Genomic DNA, 21,209 nt, shown 5'->3' on the forward strand with positions numbered 1-21,209 from the left:
GAGCGGCCGGTGACGGGGGTGTGGGTGCTCGTGGCGACGCTGGTGGCCGCCACGGCCGCCGGTGCGCTGCTCAAGGCCCGCAACGGCCGGGTGCGGGACGCCAAGCCGGCCCGCGAGCTGCCCGCCCCCGTCACCGACGTGCTCGACCCGGCGTCCGCGGTGACGCTGGTCCAGATCTCCACCACCTTCTGCGCGCCCTGCCGGCACGCGAAGGCCGTGCTCGCGCCGCTGGCCGAGCGAACCGACGGCCTGCACCACGTCGAACTCGACGTCACGAACTCCCCGGAGGTCGCGCAGTCGCTGGCCGTGCTGCGGACGCCGACCACGATCGCGCTGACCCCGGACGGCCGGGAGCTCCTGCGCGTCGGCGGCGTCCCGAAGGGCCCCGAACTGCTGGACGCCCTGCGGCCGCATCTCACAACGCGGACGTCCTGACCAGGGATCGTCCCGCATTCCGGGAATCGTCCCAAGGTATGAACGTGGTTCCCACCCTCAGAGAGCTCTGGGTACCCTCGCACCCGTGACCGGGCTGACCACCTTCTTCTTGACGCAGCGGCGCGCAGTCGACCTCTGCCGCGTCCGCAGCAGCCTGTGTCGCGTTCAGTCCGACCGGCACTGAACCCTTCCGATCCGGTCCCCGCCAGCCCTGATGCCGCGTGCCGTTCGCACGCACCCCTTGCTCCAGCTGGAGGCACCATGTCCGCCGGACCGGCCGTCGACCCGCGAGGCCCGCGGTTCGCCGCCATCCTGACCACGATCGTGCTCGCGGTCGTGCTGGTCACCCAGTGGTGGCCGCTGCTGGCGATCCAGACCGTCGTCTTCGCCATCGGCGCGTTCGCCGGCCTGAAGCCGGCGCCGTACTCGATCGTCTACCGCGTGCTCGTGGCCCCGCGCCTCGGCCCGACCGACGAGCGGGAGGACGCGGCGCCGCTGCGGTTCGCCCAGGCCGTCGGGTTCGTGTTCGCCCTGGTCGGCACGATCGGCTTCGCCGCGGGGATCACCCCGCTCGGCATCGTCGCGACGGCGTTCGCGCTGTTCGCGGCCTTCCTCAACGCGGCCTTCAACTTCTGCCTCGGCTGCGAAATGTTCTTGCTCATCAAACGCTTCAGCCCCGCCCGCGCGTCCTGAAAAGTTCAACCCCAGAAAGAGAGTCCAGTCCATGAGCCGTGAAGACGTCCTGGTCACCACCCAGTGGGCCGAGGAGAACCTGGACACCCCCGGCGTCGTGTTCGCCGAGGTCGACGAGGACACCACCGCCTACGACGCCGGCCACATCCGGGGCGCGGTGAAGTTCGACTGGCGGAACGACCTGCAGGACGGGGTGCGCCGCGACTTCGTCTCCAAGGAGGGCTTCGAGAAGCTCCTCTCGGAGAAGGGCATCTCCAACGACGACCTCGTGATCCTCTACGGCGGCAACAACAACTGGTTCGCCGCGTACGCGTACTGGTACTTCAAGCTGTACGGCCACGAGAAGGTCAAGCTCCTCGACGGCGGCCGCAAGAAGTGGGAGCTCGACGGCCGTGAGCTGAACTCCGACGAGGTCAAGCGCGACCGCACCGAGTACCAGGCCCAGGACCAGGACCTGTCGCTGCGTGCCTTCCGCGACGAGGTCGTCCAGTCGATCGGCTCGAAGAACTTCGTCGACGTGCGTTCGCCCGACGAGTTCTCCGGCAAGCTGCTCGCCCCGGCGCACCTGCCGCAGGAGCAGTCCCAGGTGCCCGGCCACATCCCCGGCGCGCTGAACGTGCCGTGGGCGAAGGTCGCCAACGAGGACGGCACCTTCAAGACCGAGGAAGAGATCAAGGAGCTGTACAAGGACGAGGGCATCGACGAGGGCAAGGGCACCATCGCCTACTGCCGCATCGGCGAGCGCTCGTCGATCGCGTGGTTCGCGCTCCACGAGCTGCTGGGCTACGAGGACGTGAAGAACTACGACGGTTCATGGACGGAATACGGCTCGCTCGTCGGCGTGCCGGTCGAGTTGGGAGCCAAGTGATGGCGGTTGACGACAGCTGCGGCGCACCGGTCCAGGAGGCCACGCCGGCGGACTTCGACACGCGCGGGCAGGTTGTGCTCGCGGGCAAGGTGACCGGCGCGGACGGCCCGGTCGGCGGCGCGTTCGTCCGGCTCCTGGACGGCGGCGGCGACTTCACCGGCGAGGTCGTCTCGTCGGCCGAGGGCGACTTCCGCTTCTACGCGGCGCCGGGCGAGTGGACGGTGCGCGCGCTGCACCGCTCCGGCAACGGCGAAGCCTCGGTCACGGCCGAAGGCCCCGGCCTGCACCAGCTGGCCATCTCGGTCGGCTGAGTCTTTCTCCTTCGCGAAGGCCTTCCTGCTCCGGCAGGGAGGCCTTCGCCGTGTTCAGCCGGGTGACTGTGCTCACCGCGGCGACCCTGCGCAGGGCCGTTCCGGACCGGGCGGACTATTCTGCGGGGCGTGGAAGCCTTCTTTACGACTCTGCTGGTCCTCGCCGGCATCGCGATCACCTGGTTCGCCGTGTACGTCGTCTACCGGCTGTACGCGGACCAGCGCTGACCCATGACCGCCAGCGGCGACGAAGCCATCGCGGCAGCGGAGAGGCGCGCGGAGAGCACCCGCTCGCGCAACCTCCCGCTGTGGGACGACCTGCCCATCCCCAACGACACCGCGAACCTGCGCGAGGGGCCGAACCTCAACGACGCCTGCCTCGCGCTGCTGCCGCTCGTCGGCGTCTGGCGTGGTGAGGGCGAGGTCGACTACCCGACCATCGACGGCCCGCGCAAGTTCGCGCAGCAGCTGACGATCTCCCACGACGGCCGCCCGTTCCTCATCCACGAGTCCCGCGCGTGGCTGCTGGACGACGACGGCAACGTCATCCGCCCCGCCGCCCGCGAGTCCGGGTTCTGGCGGCCGCAGGCGGACGACACGATCGAGCTGCTGCTCACCCACAACACCGGCATCGTCGAGCTGTACTACGGCAAGCCGCGCAACCAGACGTCCTGGGAGCTCGGCACCGACGCCGTGATCCGCACGGCCACGGCCAAGGACGTCACCGCGGCCCAGCGCCTGTACGGCCTGATCGAGGGCTCCCTCGGCTACGTCGAGGAACGCGCGATGGTGGGCCAGGAGATGCAGCCGCACACCTCGGCGCTGCTGCACCGCGTCGTCGGCTGACGCCGGTGCGCTGGCGGCGGTGCGGCGAGGACGCCGCCCTGCTCGACTGCGACTCGCTCGACCAGATGCGGGCCGCCCACGCGACCGTGCTCGCCGCCCGGCCACCCGGGGTCGTCGACCTCGTGCCGGGCGCGCGCAGCCTGCTCGTCGTCGGCGGGGTCGCGGCCGTGCGCGCCCTGCTCGAAGCCGCCGATCTCGCGCACCCGCCCGTCGACGAGCCCCGCGAAGTGACCCTCGACGTCCGCTACGACGGCGAGGACCTGGCCCTGATCGCCGCCGACGCCGGAGTCTCGCCGGACACCGTCGTCGCGATGCACACCGAAGCCGTCTACACGGTCGCGTTCACCGGGTTCGCCCCCGGTTTCGGCTACCTGACCGGGCTTCCCGCTCCGCTCCGGCAGCCTCGGCTGGAGTCGCCGCGCACCCGCGTCCCGGCCGGGTCGGTCGGGCTCGCCGGCGAGTTCACCGGCGTCTACCCGCGCGAATCGCCCGGCGGCTGGCGGCTGCTCGGGCACACGTCGGCGACGCTGTTCGACCCGCGCGCGGACCCGCCCGCGTTGTTCGCGCCGGGTGACCGCGTCCGCTTCCGGAGCGTCCGATGAGGAGCCTGGAGGTGCTCGACCCCGGGCGGCTCGCGCTGGTCGAGGACCTGGGCCGGCCCGGATACGCCCACCTCGGCGTCGCGCCTTCGGGTGCGCTCGACACGGCGTCACTGCGGCTGGCGAACCGCCTGGTGGGCAACGCCGAGGCCGCCGCCGGGATCGAAACCCTGCTCGGCGGCCTCTCCGTGCGCTTCACGGCCGCGGTGACGGCGGCGGTCACCGGCCCGGCGGTCGACGTCCGCATCGACGGCCGTCCCGTCGGCTCCCACGCGCCGCTGGCGGTGCGCGCGGGTCAGACGCTGACGCTGGGCACGCCGCCGGTGGGCCTGCGCTGCTACCTGGCGGTGTCCGGAGGCATCGCCGTGGAGCCGGTGCTGGGCAGCCGGTCCCGGGACGTCCTGTCCGGCATCGGGCCGCCGCCGTTGGAGACCGGAGACGTGCTTCCCCTCGGCAACCCCGGGATCCCGATCGGCGCGGACGTCGTCGTGCCGGCTCCCGCGCCGGGGGAACTCGTGGTGCCGGTGACGCTCGGGCCCCGCGACGACTGGTTCGCCGACCCGGCGGGCGGGCTCGCGGCGGGGTGGACGGTCACGGCCGAGTCGAACCGCGTCGGCCTGCGCCTCGACGGGACGCCGCTGCGCCGGGCCGTCGAGGGCGAGCTGCCCAGCGAGGGCGTCGTCACCGGCGCGATCCAGGTGCCGCCGAGCGGGCTGCCGGTGGTGTTCCTCGCCGACCACCCGACGACCGGCGGCTATCCGGTCGCCGCCGTCGTGAAAACGGCCGCGCTGAGCGCCCTCGCGCAGGCTCGGCCGGGTACCCGAATCCGGTTCCGGCCTTCCTGAGCAAGGCGTACCGCCACGCGGGTGAGACCCGGGTCACGCGGTGCACCCGTCCGGGTAGGGGGCGGAACCATGTCGCGCCGTCGCCCGTCCTCATAAGCGTGGAACAGGTGACGATCAGCGGTGGCACGGGTTTCCTCGACGTGAACACGCGGGCGCGGGCGGAGCTGCCGCAGTCGCTGCGGATCGCGCTGGCCACCGGGCAGCTGCGCCGTCCGCTGGCCACCACGCTCGGGCCGGTCCTCGACCTGCTCGTCGACGGCGACTACCACGTCAGCGGCCCGGAACGGCTGCCGGAAGACCAGCTGCTCACGCCGACCGACGCCTGGCCGCCGTCGGACGAGGCCCGCGTCGGCTACTACCGCACGGCCATCCGCACCGGGCACCGGCCGGTCGCGGTGGTGCTGGCCGACGGCGAACGCGAGCTGATCATCGACGGCCACCACAAGATCGCCGCCTACCGCGCCGAAGAGGTCGCGCCCGCCGTCGTCCGGATCAGCCAGGGTCAGGCGTACTCGGCTTCGTAGGCCGCGACGAGCTCGGCGTACACCGCCGCGGAATCGGGCAGGCGCTCGCCGTCGAGGGTGTGCACGCGGGTCAGCTTGCGGACGCTGGAGGCCATGAACACGCCGTCGCCCTCCACGAGGTCGCGGACCGTGAGCGGCTCCACCTTGACCGCCCAGCCCGCCTTCTCGGCGCCGCGGAACAACGCGGCCTGGGTGGTCCCGGGCAGGATCCCGATGCTCGACGGCGGCGTGTAGAGCGTCCGGCCCTTCGCGAGCACCACGGTCGCCGTGGGGCCTTCGAAGACCGAACCGTCGGCCGCGGTGAAAATCACATCTTCGGCGCCGCGGCGGCCGGCCTCCCGCACCGCGGCCATGTTCACCGCGTACGAAAGCGGCTTGGCGCCGAGCAGCAGCCACGGCGCGCGCTCGGCGAGATCCGGCGGGAAACCGCGTTCGAGGGTGATCGCGGCGACGCCCTCGGCGCGGGCCTTGAGGACCGACGGCGCGATCTCCGAAGCCAGCGCGAAACCGGTCGGCGTCGCGGCCGGATCGCCGTCGGATCCGCGCGTGTACACCAGTTTCAGCACCATTTCCGGCCCGCCGGCCCACCTTTCGAGCACGAGCGAAACGACCCGTTCCCAGGCCGCCAGGTCGGGCTCGGGGAGGTCGAGCATGGCCGCCGAACGGGCCAGCCGCTCGAGGTGCGGGCGCAGCTCCCGTGGCTTGCCGCCGTCGACGAGGACGGTCTCGAAGACGCCGTCGCCGCGCATCAGCCCGAGGTCGTCGACCTTGATCTGGGCCACGTCGGGGTCGGCCGGGGTTCCGTCGAGGAAGACGAGCACGCGCATGCCGACACGGTACTCACCTAGGCTGGGCGGTATGCCGTACCGCTCGCCGCTGCTGGACGTGCCCGGATCGATCCCATCGCCTGACGACCACCCCGAAGCCGGCGTCCCCTGGCACTGGGGAGACCCGTTCGCGGAGCAGCGCACGGCCTCGCGCAGCGTGGTCGTGATCGACCGCTCGCACCGCGAGTTCCTCGCCGTCTCCGGCGAAGAGCGGCTGTCGTGGCTGCACCTGGTCATCTCGCAGCACGTGACCGGGCTGGCCGAGGGCTCCGGCACCGAGGCCCTCGTGCTCGACAGCCAGGGCCGCGTCGAGACGCACATGGTGCTCGCGCACCTCGACGGCACGGTGTACCTCGATTCCGACGCGGGCTCGCGCGTCACGAGCGCGTTGCCCAAGGGCGGCCCGCAGACGCTGCACGAGTACCTCGAGGCGATGAAGTTCTGGTCCAAGGTGGACATCCGGGACGCGACGGGCGAACTGGCGCTGCTCACCGTGCTCGGCCCGGACGCCGAGCGCGTGCTGAGCGCGGTCGGCGCCGAGGTCGGCCCGGAGCCGTACGCCGTGGCGGCGCTGCCGGGTGGCGGCTTCGCGCGGCGGATGCCGTGGCCGGGCCGGTGGAGCGTCGACCTGGCGGTGCCGCGCGCCGCGCTGGTGGACTGGTGGAAGAAGCTCACCGACGCGGGCGCGCGGGCGGCGGGCAGCTGGGTGTTCGACGCGTTGCGCGTCGAGTCGGTGCGCCCGCGGCTCGGCGTCGACACCGACGACCGCACGATCCCGCACGAGGTGGGCTGGGTCGGCTCGGCCGCGCACGTCGCGAAGGGCTGCTACCGCGGCCAGGAGACGGTGTCGAAGGTCCACAATGTGGGACGCCCGCCGCGGAACTTGTTGCTGCTGCACCTGGACGGCTCGCCCGAGGTCACCCCGGAGACCGGCGACCCGGTGCTGCTCGACGGCCGCACGGTCGGCCGGATCGGCACGGTGATCCAGCACCACGAGCTCGGCCCGATCGCATTGGCGCTGGTCAAGCGCTCGACACCGGTGGGCGCGGAGCTGCTGGCTGGCTCGGAGGACAACCTCGTCCAGGCGGCGATCGACCCCGACTCGGTGCCGGCCGAACAGCCTGCTCCGGGCCGTGCGGCGGCGGCCCAACTCCGTGGCTGATCAAAAGCCCCTGACAGCGAGATCACGCTCAACCGGGATAAACTGCGCTGTGATCGAAGTGCGGCCCGGCGGCAGGCGGCGGATCGACCGCGTGCTCGGCCCGGGGTACCTCAGCGGCCTGGGTGAACTGCCGCTGAAGGTGCTGCGCGAGCGGCGCGACGAAGCCGCGCAGGAAGAGACGGACCTGTCCTACCTGCGCCGTCTCCTGCACGCCCGGATCGACATCGTGCGCGCGGAGCAGGCCCGGCGCAGCTCCGGCGGCGAAGCGAGCATCGTCGACCAGCTGGCCACGATCCTGGCGGACAACGCGCTGGGCCCGGCGGCGGGATCGGGCCGGCACCAGCAGCTGGAGCCGTCTCGTGCGGGCGAGCACCGCAGGCACGCGGAGGCCCTGATCGGCGACACGGACCTGACCGACGTCGGGTCCCTGTCCGACGAGAAGCTCGCCTCCGCTTTGGACACGTACGCGCGCGAAGAGCTGTCGGTGTCGTCGTTCCGCCGAGAGGTCCAGGGCGTGATGGACACGTTGAACGCGGAGATCGCGAAGCGCTACCAGCAGGGATCGGCCACAGTGGACGAGCTGCTGGAGAACGAAGGCGGCCGCGGCGAGTGACCAACCCCGTCCTCGCGGAAGTGGTCCGGTCAGGTTTCGTCGAAAGCGTCCACAGAGGCGCCCTGGTGATCACGGGCCCGGAGGGCGCAGTCCGCCTAGCGCTGGGCGACGTGGTCTCGCCGGTGTACCCGAGGTCGTCGAACAAGCCGCTGCAGGCGGTGGGGATGCTGCAGGCCGGGCTGGACTTCACGGGCGAGGAGCTCGCGCTGGCGTGCGCATCCCATTCGGGCGAGCCCGGCCACGTGAAGCGGGTCCTGGAGCTCCTCACGGCGGCCGGCCTGAGCGAGACCGACTTGGCGTGCCCGCCGGACTTCCCGCTGCACATCCCGAGCATGCGCGACGCGGCCGAGCCGAGGCGCGTGATGATGAACTGTTCGGGCAAGCACACGGCCATGCTGACAACGTGCGTCCGCGCGGGCTGGCCGGTCTCGGGGTACGTCTCACCGGACCATCCGCTGCAGCGGGCGATCGCTGAGGCCGTTTCGTCGCTGACCGGCGAGCCGATCGCCCACACGGGTGTCGACGGGTGCGGAGCGCCGTTGTTCGCGTTCTCCCTGACGGGGCTGGCGCGCGCATTCGGCCGGATCGCCACCGCTGCTTCGGGCCCGGTGCTGGAGGTGGCGTCGGCCATGCGGGCCCACCCGTGGCTGGTGGCGGGAACGGGCCGCGAGGACACGGTTCTGATGTCCGGTGTGGAGGGTTTGGTCGCCAAGGCGGGCGCGGAGGGAGTCCAGGCATTCGCATTGCCGGACGGGTTCGCGGTAGCGATCAAGCTGGACGACGGCGCGAAGCGGGCCTGCGCACCGCTCGCGGTGGAGGCGTTGAGGTACCTCGGGGTCGACGTGTCGGGGCTGTCAGAACTGGCACACCCGGAGGTCTTGGGCGGCGGACAGCCGGTGGGTGAGATTCGGGTGCCGGAGCTGCGCTGAGGGGTGGAGTGCCGGGTCGACCTTCGGCCGGCGGCCGGCTTGGCTGCTCGCCGACCTGGGTCGGCTTGGCTGTTCGCCGACCTGGCCGGCTGCCTGCCTTGTCGACCTGGATGGCTGGCTGCTCGCCCTAGCTGGCCGGCTGCCTGCCTTGTCGACGGCGCGGCCCGCCGCATCCCCCGCTCCGCTCGCGCGCAGCTCATCGCGCGGTCGGCCGCACCAGTCGCCTGCCTGCCCCCAGCGAGCTCGCCACAGCAAGCCGCGCGGCCACCAGCCAGCCCGCCCGCCGCGGCCAGTCGCGTGGTCGCCCGCTCTGCCCGCCGGCGCTGCCCGCCGCAATCAGTCGCGCGGTCGCCCGCTCTGCCCGCCGGCGCTGCCCGCCGCAATCAGTCGCGCGGTCGCCCCTCAGCTGCGCCGCCGATTGCGTCGGCCGCCCCACCTGCGCACCGAACACGCCCGGCCGCAACTGCCGGCCGCGCCGGCCATTCCGCTGGTCAGCGAGCCGCGCGGCGCGGTTGCGTGGCTGAGCAGCCCCCGTTTTCCACGCTACCGGGAGGCACCGACAGTTTCGGGCTGGGAAGCCGCCGGGCCGTTCGGTTGTCCACTAGTTGGCGCGCTCGCGGGCGGCCACGTCGCCCCAGAACTCGCGGAGGTCCGAGAACAGCTCGGCCAGCTCCTCGACGTTGCCCGAGCGCAGGGCGTCCAGGATGTCGTGCACCTCGTCGGCCGTGTTGTCGGCCTCCAGGACCGGGTCCGTGAACAGCTGGACCAGGCCTCCGTAGTCGAGTTCGATCACCGAGTCCGCGTGGAAGTTGTCCAGCCAGCGGCGCGTCTCGAACAACACGCGGCCCGGGCCGGAGTCGCCGAACGTCTGCTCCAGGAGCTCGCCCGCCTCGCGGGCGCGGTGCTGCGCGTCCGCCAGGGTGGCTCGCCAGGACAGCTCGCGCTGCGGGTCGGCGCGGCCGTTGCCGAGCACCAGGCGGCGCTCCTCCGGCTCGATCAGCACGAACCACGGCAGGGGGACCGTCCAGGTCGTCGACAGCGTGTGCGCCGCCGACGTGCTCAGGTCCGCCATCGCCGCCTTCGTCCGGGCGCGGATCGTCTCCTGGGTGAAGCCGCCTTCGTCGAGGATGACGTTCTTCAGCGCCGGGTGGGCGTCGCCGAGGAACGTCACCAGCGCGGCGGCCGACCGGGCGCGCAGCTCCAGTGGACAGACGAGCGGGCCGTGCTCGGCCTTGCCGCCCGGGACCTCCGCGGGGTCGAGCACCAGGACGTCGGTCAGCAGGCTCGGCGCCGGACGGCCGTCGGCCAGCTCGGCGGGCAGCAGCCGCCTCGGGGCCGCCACCTGTGACTTGAGCCACATGGCCTGCTCGCGTGCTCCCGCGTCCGTCCTGCGCAGCTTGGCCGCCGCGACGGCGGCGCGCAGGCGCTCGTCCGGCGGATCGCCCAGGGCGAGCAGGGGTTCGTACACCCGCAGGTAAGCCACGAAGGGACGGAGCACGGGTAGATCGTGGCACGTCTACCTGCATCGATCGTCACCGACCGGCCGGTAACCGGTGTCCGGCGGACACTGTCACCACCGGCACACCGTGCCACGTCGCATCGAACCCCCCGGACACGGTACGGTGTGACCAGGAAAGAATTGTCGAGACGATGCGGGGCCGCCGATTCCCCCGGCCGCCCCGCCCCTGTGCGAGGGGGTCGAGCCATGGGGCGCGGCCGGGCTAAGGCCAAGCAGACGAAGGTGGCGCGTGAGCTCAAGTACAGCTCGCACGAGACCGACTTCGATGCTTTGCAGCGCGAGCTGTCGAGTAACTCCTCCAGTGACAACCACCATGAGGACTCTGCCGACAGCCGGTATGAAGACCCGTACGACGACGGGTACGACGAGTACCGTCGTTGAGCACGCGTAAACGCGCGAGGGTGGAGCCGGGCCACATCCGGCAACCGCCCTCGCGCGTCGCGTGCTGCCCAGAACCGGGGCTGCGAAGCGATGGAGGAGTGAACCGGTGATAAGTCGGGTTGGAGTCGTCGGAGCGGGCCTCATGGGGTCCGGTATCGCCGAGGTGCACGCGCGGTCCGGGGTGGACGTCGTGGTCACCGAGGTGAACCAGCCGGCGCTCGACGCGGGCAAGGCGCGCATCGAGAAGTCGCTGCAACGCGGCGTCAAGAACGGCAAGCTGACCGCCGAGGACGCCGATGCGGCGCTCGCCAGGCTCCGCTTCACCACGGACATCGCCGAGTTCGCCGACCGCGAACTGGTCATCGAGGCGATCCTCGAGCAGGAGCAGGCGAAGGTCGACGTCTTCCGCCAGCTCGACAAGATCGTCGAGGCCGAGGATGCGCTGTTCGCGTCCAACACGTCGTCGATCCCGATCATGAAGCTGGGCATGGCGACGAGCCGTCCGCAGCAGGTGGTCGGCATCCACTTCTTCAACCCGGTGCCCGTGCTGCCGCTGGTGGAGCTGGTGCCCTCGCTGCTGACCAGCGAGGAGACCGCCCGCCGCGCGGAGGAGCACGCGACGAAGGCGCTGGGCAAGACCGTGATCCGCTCGCAGGACCGCGCCGGGTTCATCGTGAACTCGCTGCTGGTGCCGTACCTGCTTTCGGCGATCCGCATGATCGAGTCGGGCTTCGCGTCGGCGGAGGACATCGACCGCGGCATGGAGCTGGGCACCGCCCACCCGATGGGCCCGCTGCGCCTGTCCGACCTGATCGGGCTGGACACCATCAAGGCCATCGCGGACTCGATGTACGCGGAGTTCAAGGAGCCGCTGTACTCGTCGCCGCCGCTGCTGCTGCGCATGGTGGACGCGGGCCTGCTCGGCAAGAAGACCGGCCGCGGCTTCTACTCCTACGGCTGATCGACTTTCGTTGCGGTCCGGGCCTCCGTTCGGTGGCCCGGACAGCGACTTCGTCGGCTGGGCGACGCCGTCCGGGCTCGCTTGACTGTCGGGTATGCCCGAACTGACCCGACGCACTCTTCTCCAAGCCGCTCCCGCTGCCGGCCTCCCGTGGCCGTCCCACGGTCACCGCGTGACCACGTTCGTCTTCGCCGCGGGCGCCAACGGCGTCTCGGCCGCGCCGGCCGAGCTGGTCCTGCGCGGCCACCGCGGCGTCGGGGTCGACCTGTCCAGGCACCAGTTCCGGCTCTCGTACCAGGCGCCCCAGGACCTGGCGGCGTTCGCGACGGAGCGGTCACCGCTGGCCGGGGTGACGGTTGCGGACCAGGTGGCGGCCACAGTGGACGTCGTCCGCCGCGCGGCCGCGCACGGCCCGGTGGTGCTGGTCGGCGCCAGCATCGGCGGCGCGGCGATCACCCTGGTCGCGGACGCGGTACCGCACCTGATCGACCTCCTCGTCTACGACGCGGCGTTCTGCTGCGTCGACCTCCCGACCCCGGACGAGTACCTGAAGACCCCCGAGGCGGCGTCGTCGGCGATCGGCGACCTCCTGGGTTTCGTCGCCGCCGACCCGGCGGTGGTCGGCGCGGTCCGCTGCAACTGGCGCACGGCCGACCGCGCCCTGCTCACGGCGGCGAAGAGCGCGTTCATGGCGGAGGCCACGGACGCGGAGTTCTTCACGTTCCTCAACGGCATGGCCCCGGACGAGCTCCCCGGCAAGGGCGCGACCCCGGCCCGCGGCAGCCGCGCCCGCTGGGGCCGGGTGCCCCGCGTCTACGTCCGGCACCTGCGTGACCGGGTCATCCCGCTCGCGCTGCAGAACCGCATGATCCGCGACGCGGACGCGGCCACGCCGGGCAACCGCTTCCGCGTGTTCGACCTCGACACGAGCCACGTCCCGGACACCCGGAACCTCGCCGAGCTGGTCGGCATCTACGACGCGCTGGCCTGATCGAACCGCACGGGCGCGTCGAAGGCGGCGCGCCGGGCCGCCCGCCGCAGGACGGCGAGCACGGCGGGCCCGAGCAGCACGATCGCGACGGTGTTGGTGATCGCGCGGCCGGTGTCCCAGCCGAGGGTCGACGTCAGGACGGTGTAGACGGCGAACCGGTGGAGGTTTTCCGTCAGTGGCGCGCCGGGCACGAAGCCGAGTTGCGCGCTGTCCCCGGCGAGGAACGGCCACGACCACAGGCTCATCAGCAGCCCGAAGAAGTAGGCCGCGAAGACGCCGTAGCCGACCAGCAGCACGATCTCGGCTTTGCCGCGCGGCTTGCGCGGCAGCAGGCCGGCCCCGAGCCCGATCAGCGACGAGGCGAGCATCTGGAACGGCAGCCACGGCCCGACGCCGGCGGTGAGCAGCGCGCTCGTGAACAGCGACGTCGAGCCGAGCACGAAGCCGAACCCGGGCCCGAAGACGCGACCGGCGAGGACGAGCAGGAAGAAGACCAGCTCGATACCGCCGGTCCCCGCGCTCAGCGGCCGGAGGCCGGCGTTGACGGCCGAGAGCACGCCGAGGAGGGCGAGCGCCTTGGCGTCGATGCCGCCGCGGGACAGCTCGCCGAGCACGACCAGGATGAGCACCGGCAGGGTGGCCATGAAGACGAAGGGCGCGTCGGCGGTGTGCGCGGCCGCGGTCGGCTGGGGATGGGTGAAGAGGGGCCAGCAGAACATGGCCAGCCCGAGGAGGCTCGCGACGGTGAGGATGATCGCGGGCCGGGGAGTCAGGCGGATGGTGCGGGGCGGTGGGCCGAGGAAGTCGGTCATGCCGGAGTCACCGCCGTCGTGAGCGCAGATGGGCGCGCCGACAGCGGCCGAGCGCGGATGCTGCGGGCGGACCGTTGCCTGCCGGCGCGCGGTTCGCGGGGCGTTGCCCACGCGCCCGGTCTGCCGGCGGTGCGGTTGCACCCCCGGCCGAACGCAGCCGACCGAACCCAGCAGACCGACGGCGCGCTTGGACACCGGCCAGACGCGGCCGTCCAGGGTCCGCAGGACGAGCGCCGGGTTGGGATCTCCCCCGCCCCCGCCCCACCCCTCCGCCTCCGCCGCCTCATGTCAGTGCTTCCGCTACCTCGTCGACCGTCAGCCAGGGCTCGGGCGCCAAGATCTTCGCCACCTGGGGGGCGAACGCCGGTGATGCCACGACCACCTCCTTGGTCGGGCCGTCCGCTACCAGCTCGCCCTCGGCCATCACTGCCACTCGGGTGGCCGCCGTGGCCACGAACTCGACGTCGTGGGTGGCCAGCACTATCGCGTGGCCCTGCGAGGCCAGCTCTCGCAGGGCCGCCGCGAAGCGCCTTTTTGCGTGGTAATCGAGGCCGCGTGTGGGCTCGTCGAGCAGGATCACCGGTGGGGCCGACGCCAGCTGGATCGCCAGCACCAACGACAGCCGCTGCCCTTCCGAAAGATCGCCGGGGTGCGCTTCACCGGCGATCCCGGGGGTGAGCCGGTCCAGCAGCTTGCGAGCCGTTCCTGCCGGTACCTGCGACTCGGTGTCCGCCTGTGCGCACTCGGCGTCCACCGAATCGAGGTACAGCAGGTCGGCCGGTGTCTGCGGGACCAGCCCGACGCGCTGACGGGCCACTCGTGGCTTGAGCGACGCAGGGTCCACTCCGCCGACGTCGACCTTCCCCGCCGACCTCGGCCCGCTGCCCTGCACCGCCCAGAGAAGCGACGACTTGCCGGAGCCGTTGCGTCCCATCAGCGCTACTACTTCCCCCGGCCCGACACGCAGGTCAACCCCGCGCACCGCCAGGACATCTCCGTATCGGACCACCACCTCTCTCACGTCCAGTGCCGAACCGGTCACCGAGAGACTACGACCCACCACCGACAATTTCCGGAGCCGCGAGCGCAGCGGCCCCGCGAGGCGCCGCGCGTCGCGGACCGACAGCGGCAACGGCGACCAGCCCGCCAGGCGGCCCAGCTCGGCGATCGGCGGGGCGATCGCCGACGTCTCGAAGATCTCCGCCGGCGGTCCCGACCGCACCGAGCCGTCGCCCGGCAGGTACAGCAACCGGTCCGCGTACTGCGCCACCCGCTCCATCCGGTGCTCCGCCACGATCACCGTCGTCCCCAGGTCGTGGACCAGCCGTGTGATCGCCGCGAGGACGTCCTCGGCGGCCGTCGGGTCCAGTGCCGACGTCGGCTCGTCCAGCACGACCACCGACGGGTGCGCCGTCAGCACCGAACCGATCGCCACGCGCTGCTGCTGGCCGCCCGACAGCGTCCGAAGTGGACGGTTGCGCAGGTCGGCGATGCCCAGCAGGTCCAGGGTTTCCTCGACGCGCTTGCGCATGACGTCCGGCGGCACCGCCAGCTGCTCCATCGCGTACGCGAGCTCCTCCTCGACGGTGTCCGTCACGAACCCGGACAGCGGGTCCTGCCCGACGACACCGACGATCGACGCCAGCTCTCGCGGCGGGTGCAAAGACGTGTCGAACCCCCCGACGACGACCCGCCCGGAAAGCCGGCCGCCGGTGAAGTGCGGGACGAGGCCGTTGAGCGCGCCGAGCAACGTCGACTTCCCCGCCCCCGTCGGCCCCGCGACCAGGCACAACTCGCCCTCTTCGACCACCAGGGACACGTCGGACAGCACCGGCCGCGCCGCGTCCGGGTAGGTCACCGTGACCTGGGAGAACTCGATCACCGGACAACCTCCGACACACGGGGCGCGACGAACGCCGGCAGCACCGCCACCAGCAGGGACAACACATGGGCCCAGGAAACCTCGGGCCAGCGCAACGGGCTCAGCGACGGGAACAGCCGGTCGGGGTCGATCCGCGCGGTGACGAACAGCAGCGCGCACGCCCCGACGCCGGCCGCGACGACCAGCGTCTCGGGCCACCGCCACGGATCCGGCCGGTACGCGGTCCGCCGCACTCGCCGCCCGCCGAGGACGAAACCGACGACCGCCACCGTCAGGCCCGCCGCCAGCAGCGGCACGCCGAGCCAGGACGACGTCCCGTCGAGCACGCCGTAGACGCCGACGCACACCCCGACCAGGCCGGCCAGGACACAGGCAGCGATCAGCGCCCGCAGCCGCGTCCCGAGGTACGCCCGGCGGCCGTAGCCGCGGGAGTCCATCGCGGCCGCCAGCCGCAGGGACCGGTCCATCGCGTCCGCCAGCACCGGCACCACGATGCCCTTGACCGCCCGCAGCCCGCGACTGCGCCCCGCCCGCAGCCGGCGGGCGCGCCGCACGCGCTGCACGCTCTCGACGAGCTGCGGGGCGACCGTCAACGCCACCGTCACCGCGGTGCCCACCTCGTACAACGCCCCTGGAACCGCCTTGAGCAGGCGTTTCGGGTTGGCCAGGGCGTTCGCCGCGCCGACGCAGACGACCATCGTCGCCAGCCGCAGGCCGTCGTAGAAGCCGCCGAGCAGCTCCTCCGCCGACGCCGGCCCGAACAGGGACAACCCGGCGGCGAGCGGGACCCGGGGCAGCGTGAACAGCACGTGCCCGCCGTCGTCGCCGCCGATCAGGATCCGGAACAGCACGCGTGAGGCGACGATCAGTGCGCCGACGTAGACGTACAGCCGGAACGCCAGCGCCCAGGGCGCGTCCGTCCGCCGGTTCGCGACGACGAACCCGGCGACGGCGATGATCAGGCCGAGCAGCAGCGGGTTCGTCGTCCGGCTGGCGGCGACGGCCAGCGCGAGCGCCCAGGCCCACCAGGCGCCGGGGTGCAGCGCCCTACTGCGCACGCCGGCGACGGGCGACGACGATCCCGGCGCCGCCGACCAGCACGATCACGAGCGCCCCGATCACCAGGCCCCACGGGAACGAACCTCCGTCGGAGGAGGCGGCGGGAGCGGGCGCGGGCGAGGACGTCTGGCGCACCGGCGGCACGCGCGGCGGCGTCGGCAGGTCGTTCGCCGACTTCGGCCGCGCGAACGCCCACCCCTCGAACCCACCGGACGCCGGCTTGGCCGTCTGCGCGCCTTCCTGGCTCGACGTCCAGCTGCCCCCGGCGGTGGCGTGCCAGTAGCTCCAGTACGCCGTCGCCGACGGCATCCCCGCGCACGACTCGACGGCGGGGCCGGGCTGCCCGTTGATCCGGCAGGCCACGGCGAGGCCGTACTTCTGCGAACCGGCCACCTCGATCCCGGCCTCCTGCAGGGCGGCGATGCCGTTCGCGGGCGTGCCGGCCGCGCAGCGGACCAGGGGCTGCGGGCCGAGGTCGCCGAAGTCGACGACCACCGTCACGCCGCCGCCTTCCGGGCAGGCCCCGTCCGTGCCCGCCGCCGACGCGGGTGCGGCACCCACGAAGGCGGCGCCGAACAGGAGCGCGCAGACAACGGCGAAGCGGGAGGCGATCATGCAAGAACCTTAACCAGGCCGGACGCGGTTCCGGAGCGACTCGGGACACACCTAGACTGCGGGCCGTGGGACAGCTCATCGCGGACGGACAGCTGCGCGTCGGCCTCATCGGCGCCGGCCCGTGGGCGACGACGATCCACGCACCCGGCCTCGCGGACCACCCGGGCACCGCGCTGACCGCCGTCTGGGCCCGCCGCCCGGAGGCGGCGCAAACGCTTGCGGAGACGCACTGCGCGAACGCTGCCGAGAGCGTCGAGGACCTGTTCGCGCAGGTCGACGCGGTGGCGTTCGCCGTGCCGCCGTCGATCCAGGCGGAGCTGGGCGTGCGCGCGGCCGAAGCCGGGAAGCACCTGATCCTCGAAAAGCCGATCGCCGCCGACCTCGACGGCGCGCGCCGGCTGGCCGACGCGGTCGCGGCCGCGGACGTCGCCGCGCTCGTCGTGCTGACCCTGCGCTACTCGGCGCAGACCCAGGAGTGGCTCGCGGGCCTCGCCCAGGCGGGCGGCTGGGCAGGCGGCGGTGCGCGCTGGCTGTCCGGCGCGCTGCTCGGCGGCCAGTACGCCGACTCGGCGTGGCGGCAGGACGACGGCGGCGCGCTGTTCGACATCGGCCCGCACGCGCTCGACATGCTCGACGCCGCGCTCGGCCCGATCACCGAGGTGGTGGCGGCCCGGCAGAGCCCCGGCGACCTCTGGCACCTGATGCTGGCGCACGAGGGTGGCGTGATCAGCACGGCCACGCTCTCGCTGCGGTTGCCGGTGCAGCCGACCGTCGTCGAGGTCGCGGTCTGGGGCGAGCACGGTTACCGGACGCTCGGGCGCAAACCGGGCTCGGCGCAGGAGTCCTACACCGCGCTGCTCGACGATTTCGCCGCGATGATCGCGAGCGGGACGACTTCGCACCCCTGCGACGTCCGGCGCGGCCTGCACCTGCAGGTCCTGCTCGACCAGGCGCGACAGCTCGCCGCCAAGTAGTACACAGGGCAGTTTCCCGCGTTTTCCTTGCACCACAACACTTTCCCACTTGTCCCCGGAATTCATCCACAGGGTTGTCCACAGTTTCCACTGTGGACAGTGCACCCCCTGACCGAACCACGGGAGAACAAACGGCGCCACCGGAAAGATCACCGAATAGTGCGGTCCGCTCGGAGTGCCGAGTCGATCTTGCGATGCGATGGTGATCTTGGGAGGGGTCGTTTCATCGCGCACCGGTGATCTTGAGGGGTTCGAGAAGGGAGGCGCATGGATGCTCTGCTGCGCGCCTTCTGGGGGATGATTCCGATTTCGGCCATCGCGCTGCCGTACGCGCTGCTCGCGTGGCCACTGCTCGCGGCGAGGCGCCGCCGAAGAATGCCCGCCCGCCGCGCGAGCGCGACGGCCGCCGTCGACTGTGCCGCGATCCTCGTCGCGTTCCTGGTGTTTTGCCTGGTCACGATGCCTGTCGGCGACTCCGCCGAGAGCACGCTCGACCTCGTGCCGGGTGCCGACATCGCCGCGGCGGTCAGCAGCGACGGATCACTCTGGCAGGTGATCGGCAACGTCCTGCTGCTCTGCCCGCTCGGGGCGTTGCTGCCGCTGCGGATCCGCCGGCTGCGCATGCTGCCGCGGATCGCGCTGGCCGCGCTGGTCGCGTCCGTACTGGTGGAGGGTACGCAATATCTGATCCACACCGGCCGGGTGACGTCGGCCGACGACATCCTGCTGAACACGGCGGGCGCGACGCTCGGTGCGGCGCTCAGCCGCCGGGGCTGGCGCTGGCTGGACGCGTCGCCGCCGGTGCCCGTGGCGATCCCGCTGCCGCGCCGCACCATTTGCGCAGCTCCGACGCTCACGCTGCGGGTGCCGAGGTCGGTGTGGGACACGCGCTACGCGGCCATCGCGCACCCGGAACGCCAGTAAACCGGTTGCCGTCCGTGCGATCATGGCCGTGAAGAAGTGCCCTTTCGACTCAAGGAATGACTGCCTATGCCTGGCGCCGCTTCCGGCGTCGGCCCCCGCTAGGCCCGACGCCCAGCGATCTGCCCGCATGCCCGCTGCGAGGGCTGCGGTTCCTTGACGTGCTTTCGAAAGGCTCACATGTCTGCCATCCAGACCTATGTCCGTACGACGGCGCCACGCGGCCGGGAGACCGAGCGGGTCGGCCCGTTCCTGGCCACCTACTCGTCGAACAAGCACCCGATGCTCAACTACGCGATCCCGGACGACGGCGCGCAGCCGACGGCGGCGGAGCTCGAGGCGCTGACCGGGGCGTACCGGCGGCGGGGCCTGCTGCCGCGGCTGGAGTACTTCACCGACGTCGCCCCCGACCTGGAGAAACTGCTGGTCGGAGCGGGGTATGAGCTCGAACGGCGGGTGCCGCTGATGACGTGCGCGCCGTCCGAGCGCGTCGACGTGCCGGCGCCGGCGGGCGTCCGGCTGCGCACGCCGGAGTCCGACGACGACCTGCGGCGCATGCGGGCGGCGCAGAACACCGCGTTCGGCGAACCCGCGGGGATCGGCGACGCCGAGGTCGAGCAACTGAAGGCCGGACTCGACGCCGGCGTGCGACACCTCCTCGCGGAAGCCGGCGGCGTGGTGGTCGGCGGCGGGCTCGCCCTCGAAATCGTCGACGGCACCACCGAGATCGCCGGGATCGCCGTGCTCGAGGAGTACCGCGGGCGCGGGATCGCCGCCGCGCTCACCGCACGCCTCACCCGCGAGGTCCACGAGGCCGGGGCGCACACGGCGTTCCTCACCCCCGGCGACCTGGGGATCGGGAACGTCTACGCCCGCGTCGGCTACCGGCCGGCGGGCGAGTGCGTGCACCTCTCGATGAGTTAGTCGTCGAAGCGGCCGGAGCGGCCCTTCTTCACGTCGCTCCGGCGCTTCTTCGACGCCAGGCGGCGCTCCTTCGAACCCCGCGAGGGTTTCGTGGGACGCCGCTTGGCGGGCGGCGGCGCCGAGGCGTCGAGCAGGAGGTTCGCGAGCCTGCCGCGGGCTGCCTCACGGTTCTGCAGCTGGGACCGGTGTTCGCTGGCCGCGATCGTCAGGACGCCGTCGACCAGCCGGGACGCCAGCCCGGCCAGCACGCGCTCACGCAGGTGCTCGGGGATCGACGGCGACCCGGCGACGTCGAACGACAGCTCGACCCGCGAGTCCGTCGTGTTGACGCCTTGACCGCCGGGGCCGGACGACCGCGAGAAGCGTTCGCTGAGCTCGGCTTCCGGGATGACGAACCGGGAGCCGACGACGACGTCCCCGGCGGCCACCGTCAGAACCGCGGGTGGTCGCCCGAGAGCACCGCGCGCGGGCCGTCGACGTCTTCGGCGGGCTGGACGTCGCCGAGCACCCATGCCGGGACATGCCGCGCGGTGAGCATGGCCAGCGCCCTGTCCACGTCTTCGGCGCCGACGATCGCGACCATGCCGACACCCATGTTGAACGTCTTCTCCAGCTCGGCGCGCTCGACCTTGCCGCGCTGGCCGATCAGCGCGAACACCGGCGCCGGCGTCCAGGTGCCGCGGTCGAGCCGGGCGACCAGGCCGCGCGGCATGACGCGCGCGAGGTTGGCCTCCAGGCCGCCGCCGGTGATGTGCGCGAACGTCCGGACCTCGGTCTCGGCGGCGAGCGCCAGGCAGTCCTTCGCGTAGATCCGCGTCGGCTCCAGCATCTCCTCGCCGAGGGTGCGGCCGAACTCCTCGACGTGCCCGCCGAGCGGCATCCGGGCGATGTCCAGCAGCACGTGGCGGGCCAGGGAGTACCCGTTCGAGTGCAATCCGGACGAGCCGAGCGCCAGCACGACGTCACCCGGGCGGACCTTCTCCGGCGAGAGCAGCTGGGCCGCCTCGACCACGCCGACGCCGGTGGCCGACATGTCGTAGTCGTGCTCGCCCATCAGGCCCGGGTGCTCGGCCGTCTCGCCGCCGAGCAGCGCGCAGCCGGCCTGGACGCAGCCCTCGGCGATGCCGCCGACCAGGGCGGCGATCTTCTCCGGGTGCACCTTGCCGACGGCGATGTAGTCCTGCAGGAACAGCGGCTCGGCGCCGGTCACGACCAGGTCGTCGACCACCATGGCGACCAGGTCGATGCCGACCGTGTCGTACTTGTCGAGCGCCTGCGCGACCGCGATCTTGGTGCCGACGCCGTCGGTCGAGGACGCGAGGATCGGCTCCTTCCACTTGTCGAGCTTGAGGGAGAAGAGCCCGGCGAAGCCGCCGACACCGCCCATGACCTCGGGCCGCGTGGCCCGCTCGGCGTGCGGCTTGAGCAGCTCGACGGCTTGGTCGCCGGCGTCGATGCTGACGCCGGCGGCGGCGTACGTGGCGCTCGTGGACTCGCTCACGGTGGACGGACTCCCTA

The 21,209-nt window shown here is 72.3% G+C and carries 25 protein-coding genes; 17 read left to right on the forward strand and 8 right to left on the reverse strand.

All coding sequences use genetic code 11. The annotated features are described in order from the left end of the window. Positions 1–9: 9 nt before the first annotated feature. The 8 genes from BLW76_RS47345 to BLW76_RS47380 all read left to right on the forward strand — a co-directional run bounded on the left by BLW76_RS47345 (position 10) and on the right by BLW76_RS47380 (position 5,121). Positions 10–435 (forward strand): TlpA family protein disulfide reductase, encoded by a 426-nt coding sequence (locus BLW76_RS47345; RefSeq protein ID WP_091319241.1) that lies wholly within the window; start codon positions 10–12, stop codon positions 433–435. A gap of 261 nt (positions 436–696) precedes the next feature. Further along, on the forward strand, positions 697–1,128 hold the full coding sequence (locus BLW76_RS47350) for a DUF4395 domain-containing protein (RefSeq protein WP_091319243.1): 432 nt from the start codon (positions 697–699) through the stop codon (positions 1,126–1,128). 31 nt (positions 1,129–1,159) lie between these two features. Beyond that, on the forward strand, positions 1,160–1,996 hold the full coding sequence (locus tag BLW76_RS47355; protein WP_091319245.1) for a sulfurtransferase: 837 nt from the start codon (positions 1,160–1,162) through the stop codon (positions 1,994–1,996). Next, a complete protein-coding gene (locus BLW76_RS47360) occupies positions 1,996–2,307 on the forward strand; it encodes a DUF1416 domain-containing protein (protein WP_167384959.1) in 312 nt (103 codons plus the stop codon). Before BLW76_RS47355 ends, BLW76_RS47360 begins: the two co-directional genes overlap by 1 nt. A gap of 231 nt (positions 2,308–2,538) precedes the next feature. After that, positions 2,539–3,153, forward strand: a complete 615-nt coding sequence (locus BLW76_RS47365; RefSeq protein ID WP_091319249.1) for a heme-binding beta-barrel domain-containing protein — start codon at positions 2,539–2,541, stop codon at positions 3,151–3,153. Positions 3,154–3,158: 5 nt separating this feature from the next. Further along, positions 3,159–3,755 carry a 5-oxoprolinase subunit B family protein gene (locus tag BLW76_RS47370; RefSeq protein ID WP_091319251.1) on the forward strand — a complete coding sequence of 199 codons (597 nt, stop codon included), beginning with the start codon at positions 3,159–3,161 and terminating at the stop codon, positions 3,753–3,755. After that, positions 3,752–4,597, forward strand: coding sequence for a 5-oxoprolinase subunit C family protein (locus tag BLW76_RS47375; protein ID WP_208613522.1), 846 nt, complete (start codon positions 3,752–3,754; stop codon positions 4,595–4,597). The genes BLW76_RS47370 and BLW76_RS47375 overlap by 4 nt, the downstream gene beginning before the upstream one ends. Positions 4,598–4,695: 98 nt before the next feature. Beyond that, the gene (locus tag BLW76_RS47380) at positions 4,696–5,121 is read left to right on the forward strand and encodes a hypothetical protein (protein ID WP_208613523.1); all 426 of its coding nucleotides are present in this window, start codon (positions 4,696–4,698) and stop codon (positions 5,119–5,121) included. Here BLW76_RS47380 and BLW76_RS47385 read toward each other — a convergent pair. Next, entirely contained in the window at positions 5,100–5,948 is an 849-nt protein-coding gene (locus tag BLW76_RS47385) for an aminodeoxychorismate lyase (protein WP_091319254.1), read from the reverse strand. The two genes, BLW76_RS47380 and BLW76_RS47385, sit on opposite strands and share 22 nt — an antisense overlap. A gap of 31 nt (positions 5,949–5,979) precedes the next feature. Between BLW76_RS47385 and ygfZ the strand changes: the two genes are divergently transcribed. The 3 genes from ygfZ to BLW76_RS47400 are packed head-to-tail and all read left to right on the forward strand — an operon-like array spanning position 5,980 to position 8,652. Further along, complete coding sequence (gene ygfZ, locus BLW76_RS47390) at positions 5,980–7,110, forward strand: CAF17-like 4Fe-4S cluster assembly/insertion protein YgfZ (protein WP_091319256.1); 1,131 nt, start codon at positions 5,980–5,982, stop codon at positions 7,108–7,110. A 49-nt stretch (positions 7,111–7,159) separates the two neighbouring features. Continuing rightward, positions 7,160–7,723 (forward strand): RsiG family protein, encoded by a 564-nt coding sequence (locus BLW76_RS47395; protein WP_091319258.1) that lies wholly within the window; start codon positions 7,160–7,162, stop codon positions 7,721–7,723. Then, complete coding sequence (locus BLW76_RS47400; RefSeq protein ID WP_091319259.1) at positions 7,720–8,652, forward strand: asparaginase; 933 nt, start codon at positions 7,720–7,722, stop codon at positions 8,650–8,652. The genes BLW76_RS47395 and BLW76_RS47400 overlap by 4 nt, the downstream gene beginning before the upstream one ends. A gap of 601 nt (positions 8,653–9,253) precedes the next feature. Here BLW76_RS47400 and BLW76_RS47405 read toward each other — a convergent pair. After that, complete coding sequence (locus BLW76_RS47405) at positions 9,254–10,150, reverse strand: DUF8083 family protein (RefSeq protein WP_167384960.1); 897 nt, start codon at positions 10,148–10,150, stop codon at positions 9,254–9,256. 207 nt (positions 10,151–10,357) lie between these two features. Between BLW76_RS47405 and BLW76_RS47410 the strand changes: the two genes are divergently transcribed. The 3 genes from BLW76_RS47410 (at position 10,358) to BLW76_RS47420 (ending at position 12,504) form a co-directional block, all read left to right on the forward strand. Beyond that, positions 10,358–10,552: a DUF3073 domain-containing protein gene (locus BLW76_RS47410; RefSeq protein ID WP_091319261.1), complete on the forward strand. Its 195-nt coding sequence runs from the start codon at positions 10,358–10,360 to the stop codon at positions 10,550–10,552. 106 nt (positions 10,553–10,658) lie between these two features. After that, entirely contained in the window at positions 10,659–11,513 is an 855-nt protein-coding gene (locus BLW76_RS47415; RefSeq protein ID WP_279627733.1) for a 3-hydroxybutyryl-CoA dehydrogenase, read from the forward strand. A gap of 172 nt (positions 11,514–11,685) precedes the next feature. After that, positions 11,686–12,504 carry an alpha/beta fold hydrolase gene (locus BLW76_RS47420; RefSeq protein ID WP_091319265.1) on the forward strand — a complete coding sequence of 273 codons (819 nt, stop codon included), beginning with the start codon at positions 11,686–11,688 and terminating at the stop codon, positions 12,502–12,504. Here BLW76_RS47420 and BLW76_RS47425 read toward each other — a convergent pair. The 4 genes from BLW76_RS47425 to BLW76_RS47440 form a co-directional block, all read right to left on the reverse strand. Then, positions 12,486–13,316 (reverse strand): ECF transporter S component, encoded by an 831-nt coding sequence (locus BLW76_RS47425; RefSeq protein ID WP_091320756.1) that lies wholly within the window; start codon positions 13,314–13,316, stop codon positions 12,486–12,488. The genes BLW76_RS47420 and BLW76_RS47425 overlap by 19 nt on opposite strands. Before the next feature lie 283 nt (positions 13,317–13,599). Beyond that, on the reverse strand, positions 13,600–15,198 hold the full coding sequence (locus BLW76_RS47430) for an ABC transporter ATP-binding protein (RefSeq protein ID WP_091319267.1): 1,599 nt from the start codon (positions 15,196–15,198) through the stop codon (positions 13,600–13,602). Beyond that, positions 15,195–16,256 carry a CbiQ family ECF transporter T component gene (locus tag BLW76_RS47435; RefSeq protein ID WP_167384961.1) on the reverse strand — a complete coding sequence of 354 codons (1,062 nt, stop codon included), beginning with the start codon at positions 16,254–16,256 and terminating at the stop codon, positions 15,195–15,197. The genes BLW76_RS47430 and BLW76_RS47435 overlap by 4 nt, the downstream gene beginning before the upstream one ends. Continuing rightward, the gene (locus BLW76_RS47440) at positions 16,246–16,872 is read right to left on the reverse strand and encodes a hypothetical protein (RefSeq protein WP_091319268.1); all 627 of its coding nucleotides are present in this window, start codon (positions 16,870–16,872) and stop codon (positions 16,246–16,248) included. Before BLW76_RS47440 ends, BLW76_RS47435 begins: the two co-directional genes overlap by 11 nt. A 65-nt stretch (positions 16,873–16,937) precedes the next feature. Here BLW76_RS47440 and BLW76_RS47445 point away from each other — a divergent pair, with 65 nt between their 5' ends. The 3 genes from BLW76_RS47445 (at position 16,938) to BLW76_RS47455 (ending at position 19,691) form a co-directional block, all read left to right on the forward strand. Further along, positions 16,938–17,846: a Gfo/Idh/MocA family protein gene (locus tag BLW76_RS47445; RefSeq protein WP_091319270.1), complete on the forward strand. Its 909-nt coding sequence runs from the start codon at positions 16,938–16,940 to the stop codon at positions 17,844–17,846. 267 nt (positions 17,847–18,113) lie between these two features. After that, positions 18,114–18,770 carry a VanZ family protein gene (locus BLW76_RS47450; protein WP_091319272.1) on the forward strand — a complete coding sequence of 219 codons (657 nt, stop codon included), beginning with the start codon at positions 18,114–18,116 and terminating at the stop codon, positions 18,768–18,770. A gap of 177 nt (positions 18,771–18,947) precedes the next feature. Then, complete coding sequence (locus tag BLW76_RS47455) at positions 18,948–19,691, forward strand: GNAT family N-acetyltransferase (protein WP_091319273.1); 744 nt, start codon at positions 18,948–18,950, stop codon at positions 19,689–19,691. Here BLW76_RS47455 and arfB read toward each other — a convergent pair. Together arfB and purM are read right to left on the reverse strand one after the other, a co-directional pair. Then, positions 19,688–20,119 (reverse strand): alternative ribosome rescue aminoacyl-tRNA hydrolase ArfB, encoded by a 432-nt coding sequence (gene arfB / locus BLW76_RS47460; RefSeq protein WP_091319275.1) that lies wholly within the window; start codon positions 20,117–20,119, stop codon positions 19,688–19,690. The two genes, BLW76_RS47455 and arfB, sit on opposite strands and share 4 nt — an antisense overlap. Positions 20,120–20,121: 2 nt before the next feature. Further along, positions 20,122–21,192, reverse strand: coding sequence for a phosphoribosylformylglycinamidine cyclo-ligase (gene purM / locus BLW76_RS47465; protein ID WP_091319276.1), 1,071 nt, complete (start codon positions 21,190–21,192; stop codon positions 20,122–20,124). Positions 21,193–21,209 lie beyond the last annotated feature (17 nt).

Origin of the sequence: Amycolatopsis tolypomycina (assembly GCF_900105945.1) — a bacterium.
In the GTDB taxonomy this organism is placed as follows: Bacteria; Actinomycetota; Actinomycetes; order Mycobacteriales; family Pseudonocardiaceae; genus Amycolatopsis; species Amycolatopsis tolypomycina.

Coding starts and splice junctions, on each gene's coding strand:
- BLW76_RS47425 (WP_091320756.1), bottom strand. CDS start 13,316: ATGACCGACTTCCTCGGCCCACCGCCCCGCACCATCCGCCTGACTCCC.
- BLW76_RS47350 (WP_091319243.1), top strand. CDS start 697: ATGTCCGCCGGACCGGCCGTCGACCCGCGAGGCCCGCGGTTCGCCGCC.
- BLW76_RS47440 (WP_091319268.1), bottom strand. CDS start 16,872: ATGATCGCCTCCCGCTTCGCCGTTGTCTGCGCGCTCCTGTTCGGCGCC.
- BLW76_RS47360 (WP_167384959.1), top strand. CDS start 1,996: ATGGCGGTTGACGACAGCTGCGGCGCACCGGTCCAGGAGGCCACGCCG.
- BLW76_RS47385 (WP_091319254.1), bottom strand. CDS start 5,948: ATGCGCGTGCTCGTCTTCCTCGACGGAACCCCGGCCGACCCCGACGTG.
- ygfZ (WP_091319256.1), top strand. CDS start 5,980: ATGCCGTACCGCTCGCCGCTGCTGGACGTGCCCGGATCGATCCCATCG.
- BLW76_RS47410 (WP_091319261.1), top strand. CDS start 10,358: ATGGGGCGCGGCCGGGCTAAGGCCAAGCAGACGAAGGTGGCGCGTGAG.
- BLW76_RS47355 (WP_091319245.1), top strand. CDS start 1,160: ATGAGCCGTGAAGACGTCCTGGTCACCACCCAGTGGGCCGAGGAGAAC.
- BLW76_RS47455 (WP_091319273.1), top strand. CDS start 18,948: ATGTCTGCCATCCAGACCTATGTCCGTACGACGGCGCCACGCGGCCGG.
- BLW76_RS47450 (WP_091319272.1), top strand. CDS start 18,114: ATGGATGCTCTGCTGCGCGCCTTCTGGGGGATGATTCCGATTTCGGCC.
- BLW76_RS47375 (WP_208613522.1), top strand. CDS start 3,752: ATGAGGAGCCTGGAGGTGCTCGACCCCGGGCGGCTCGCGCTGGTCGAG.
- BLW76_RS47365 (WP_091319249.1), top strand. CDS start 2,539: ATGACCGCCAGCGGCGACGAAGCCATCGCGGCAGCGGAGAGGCGCGCG.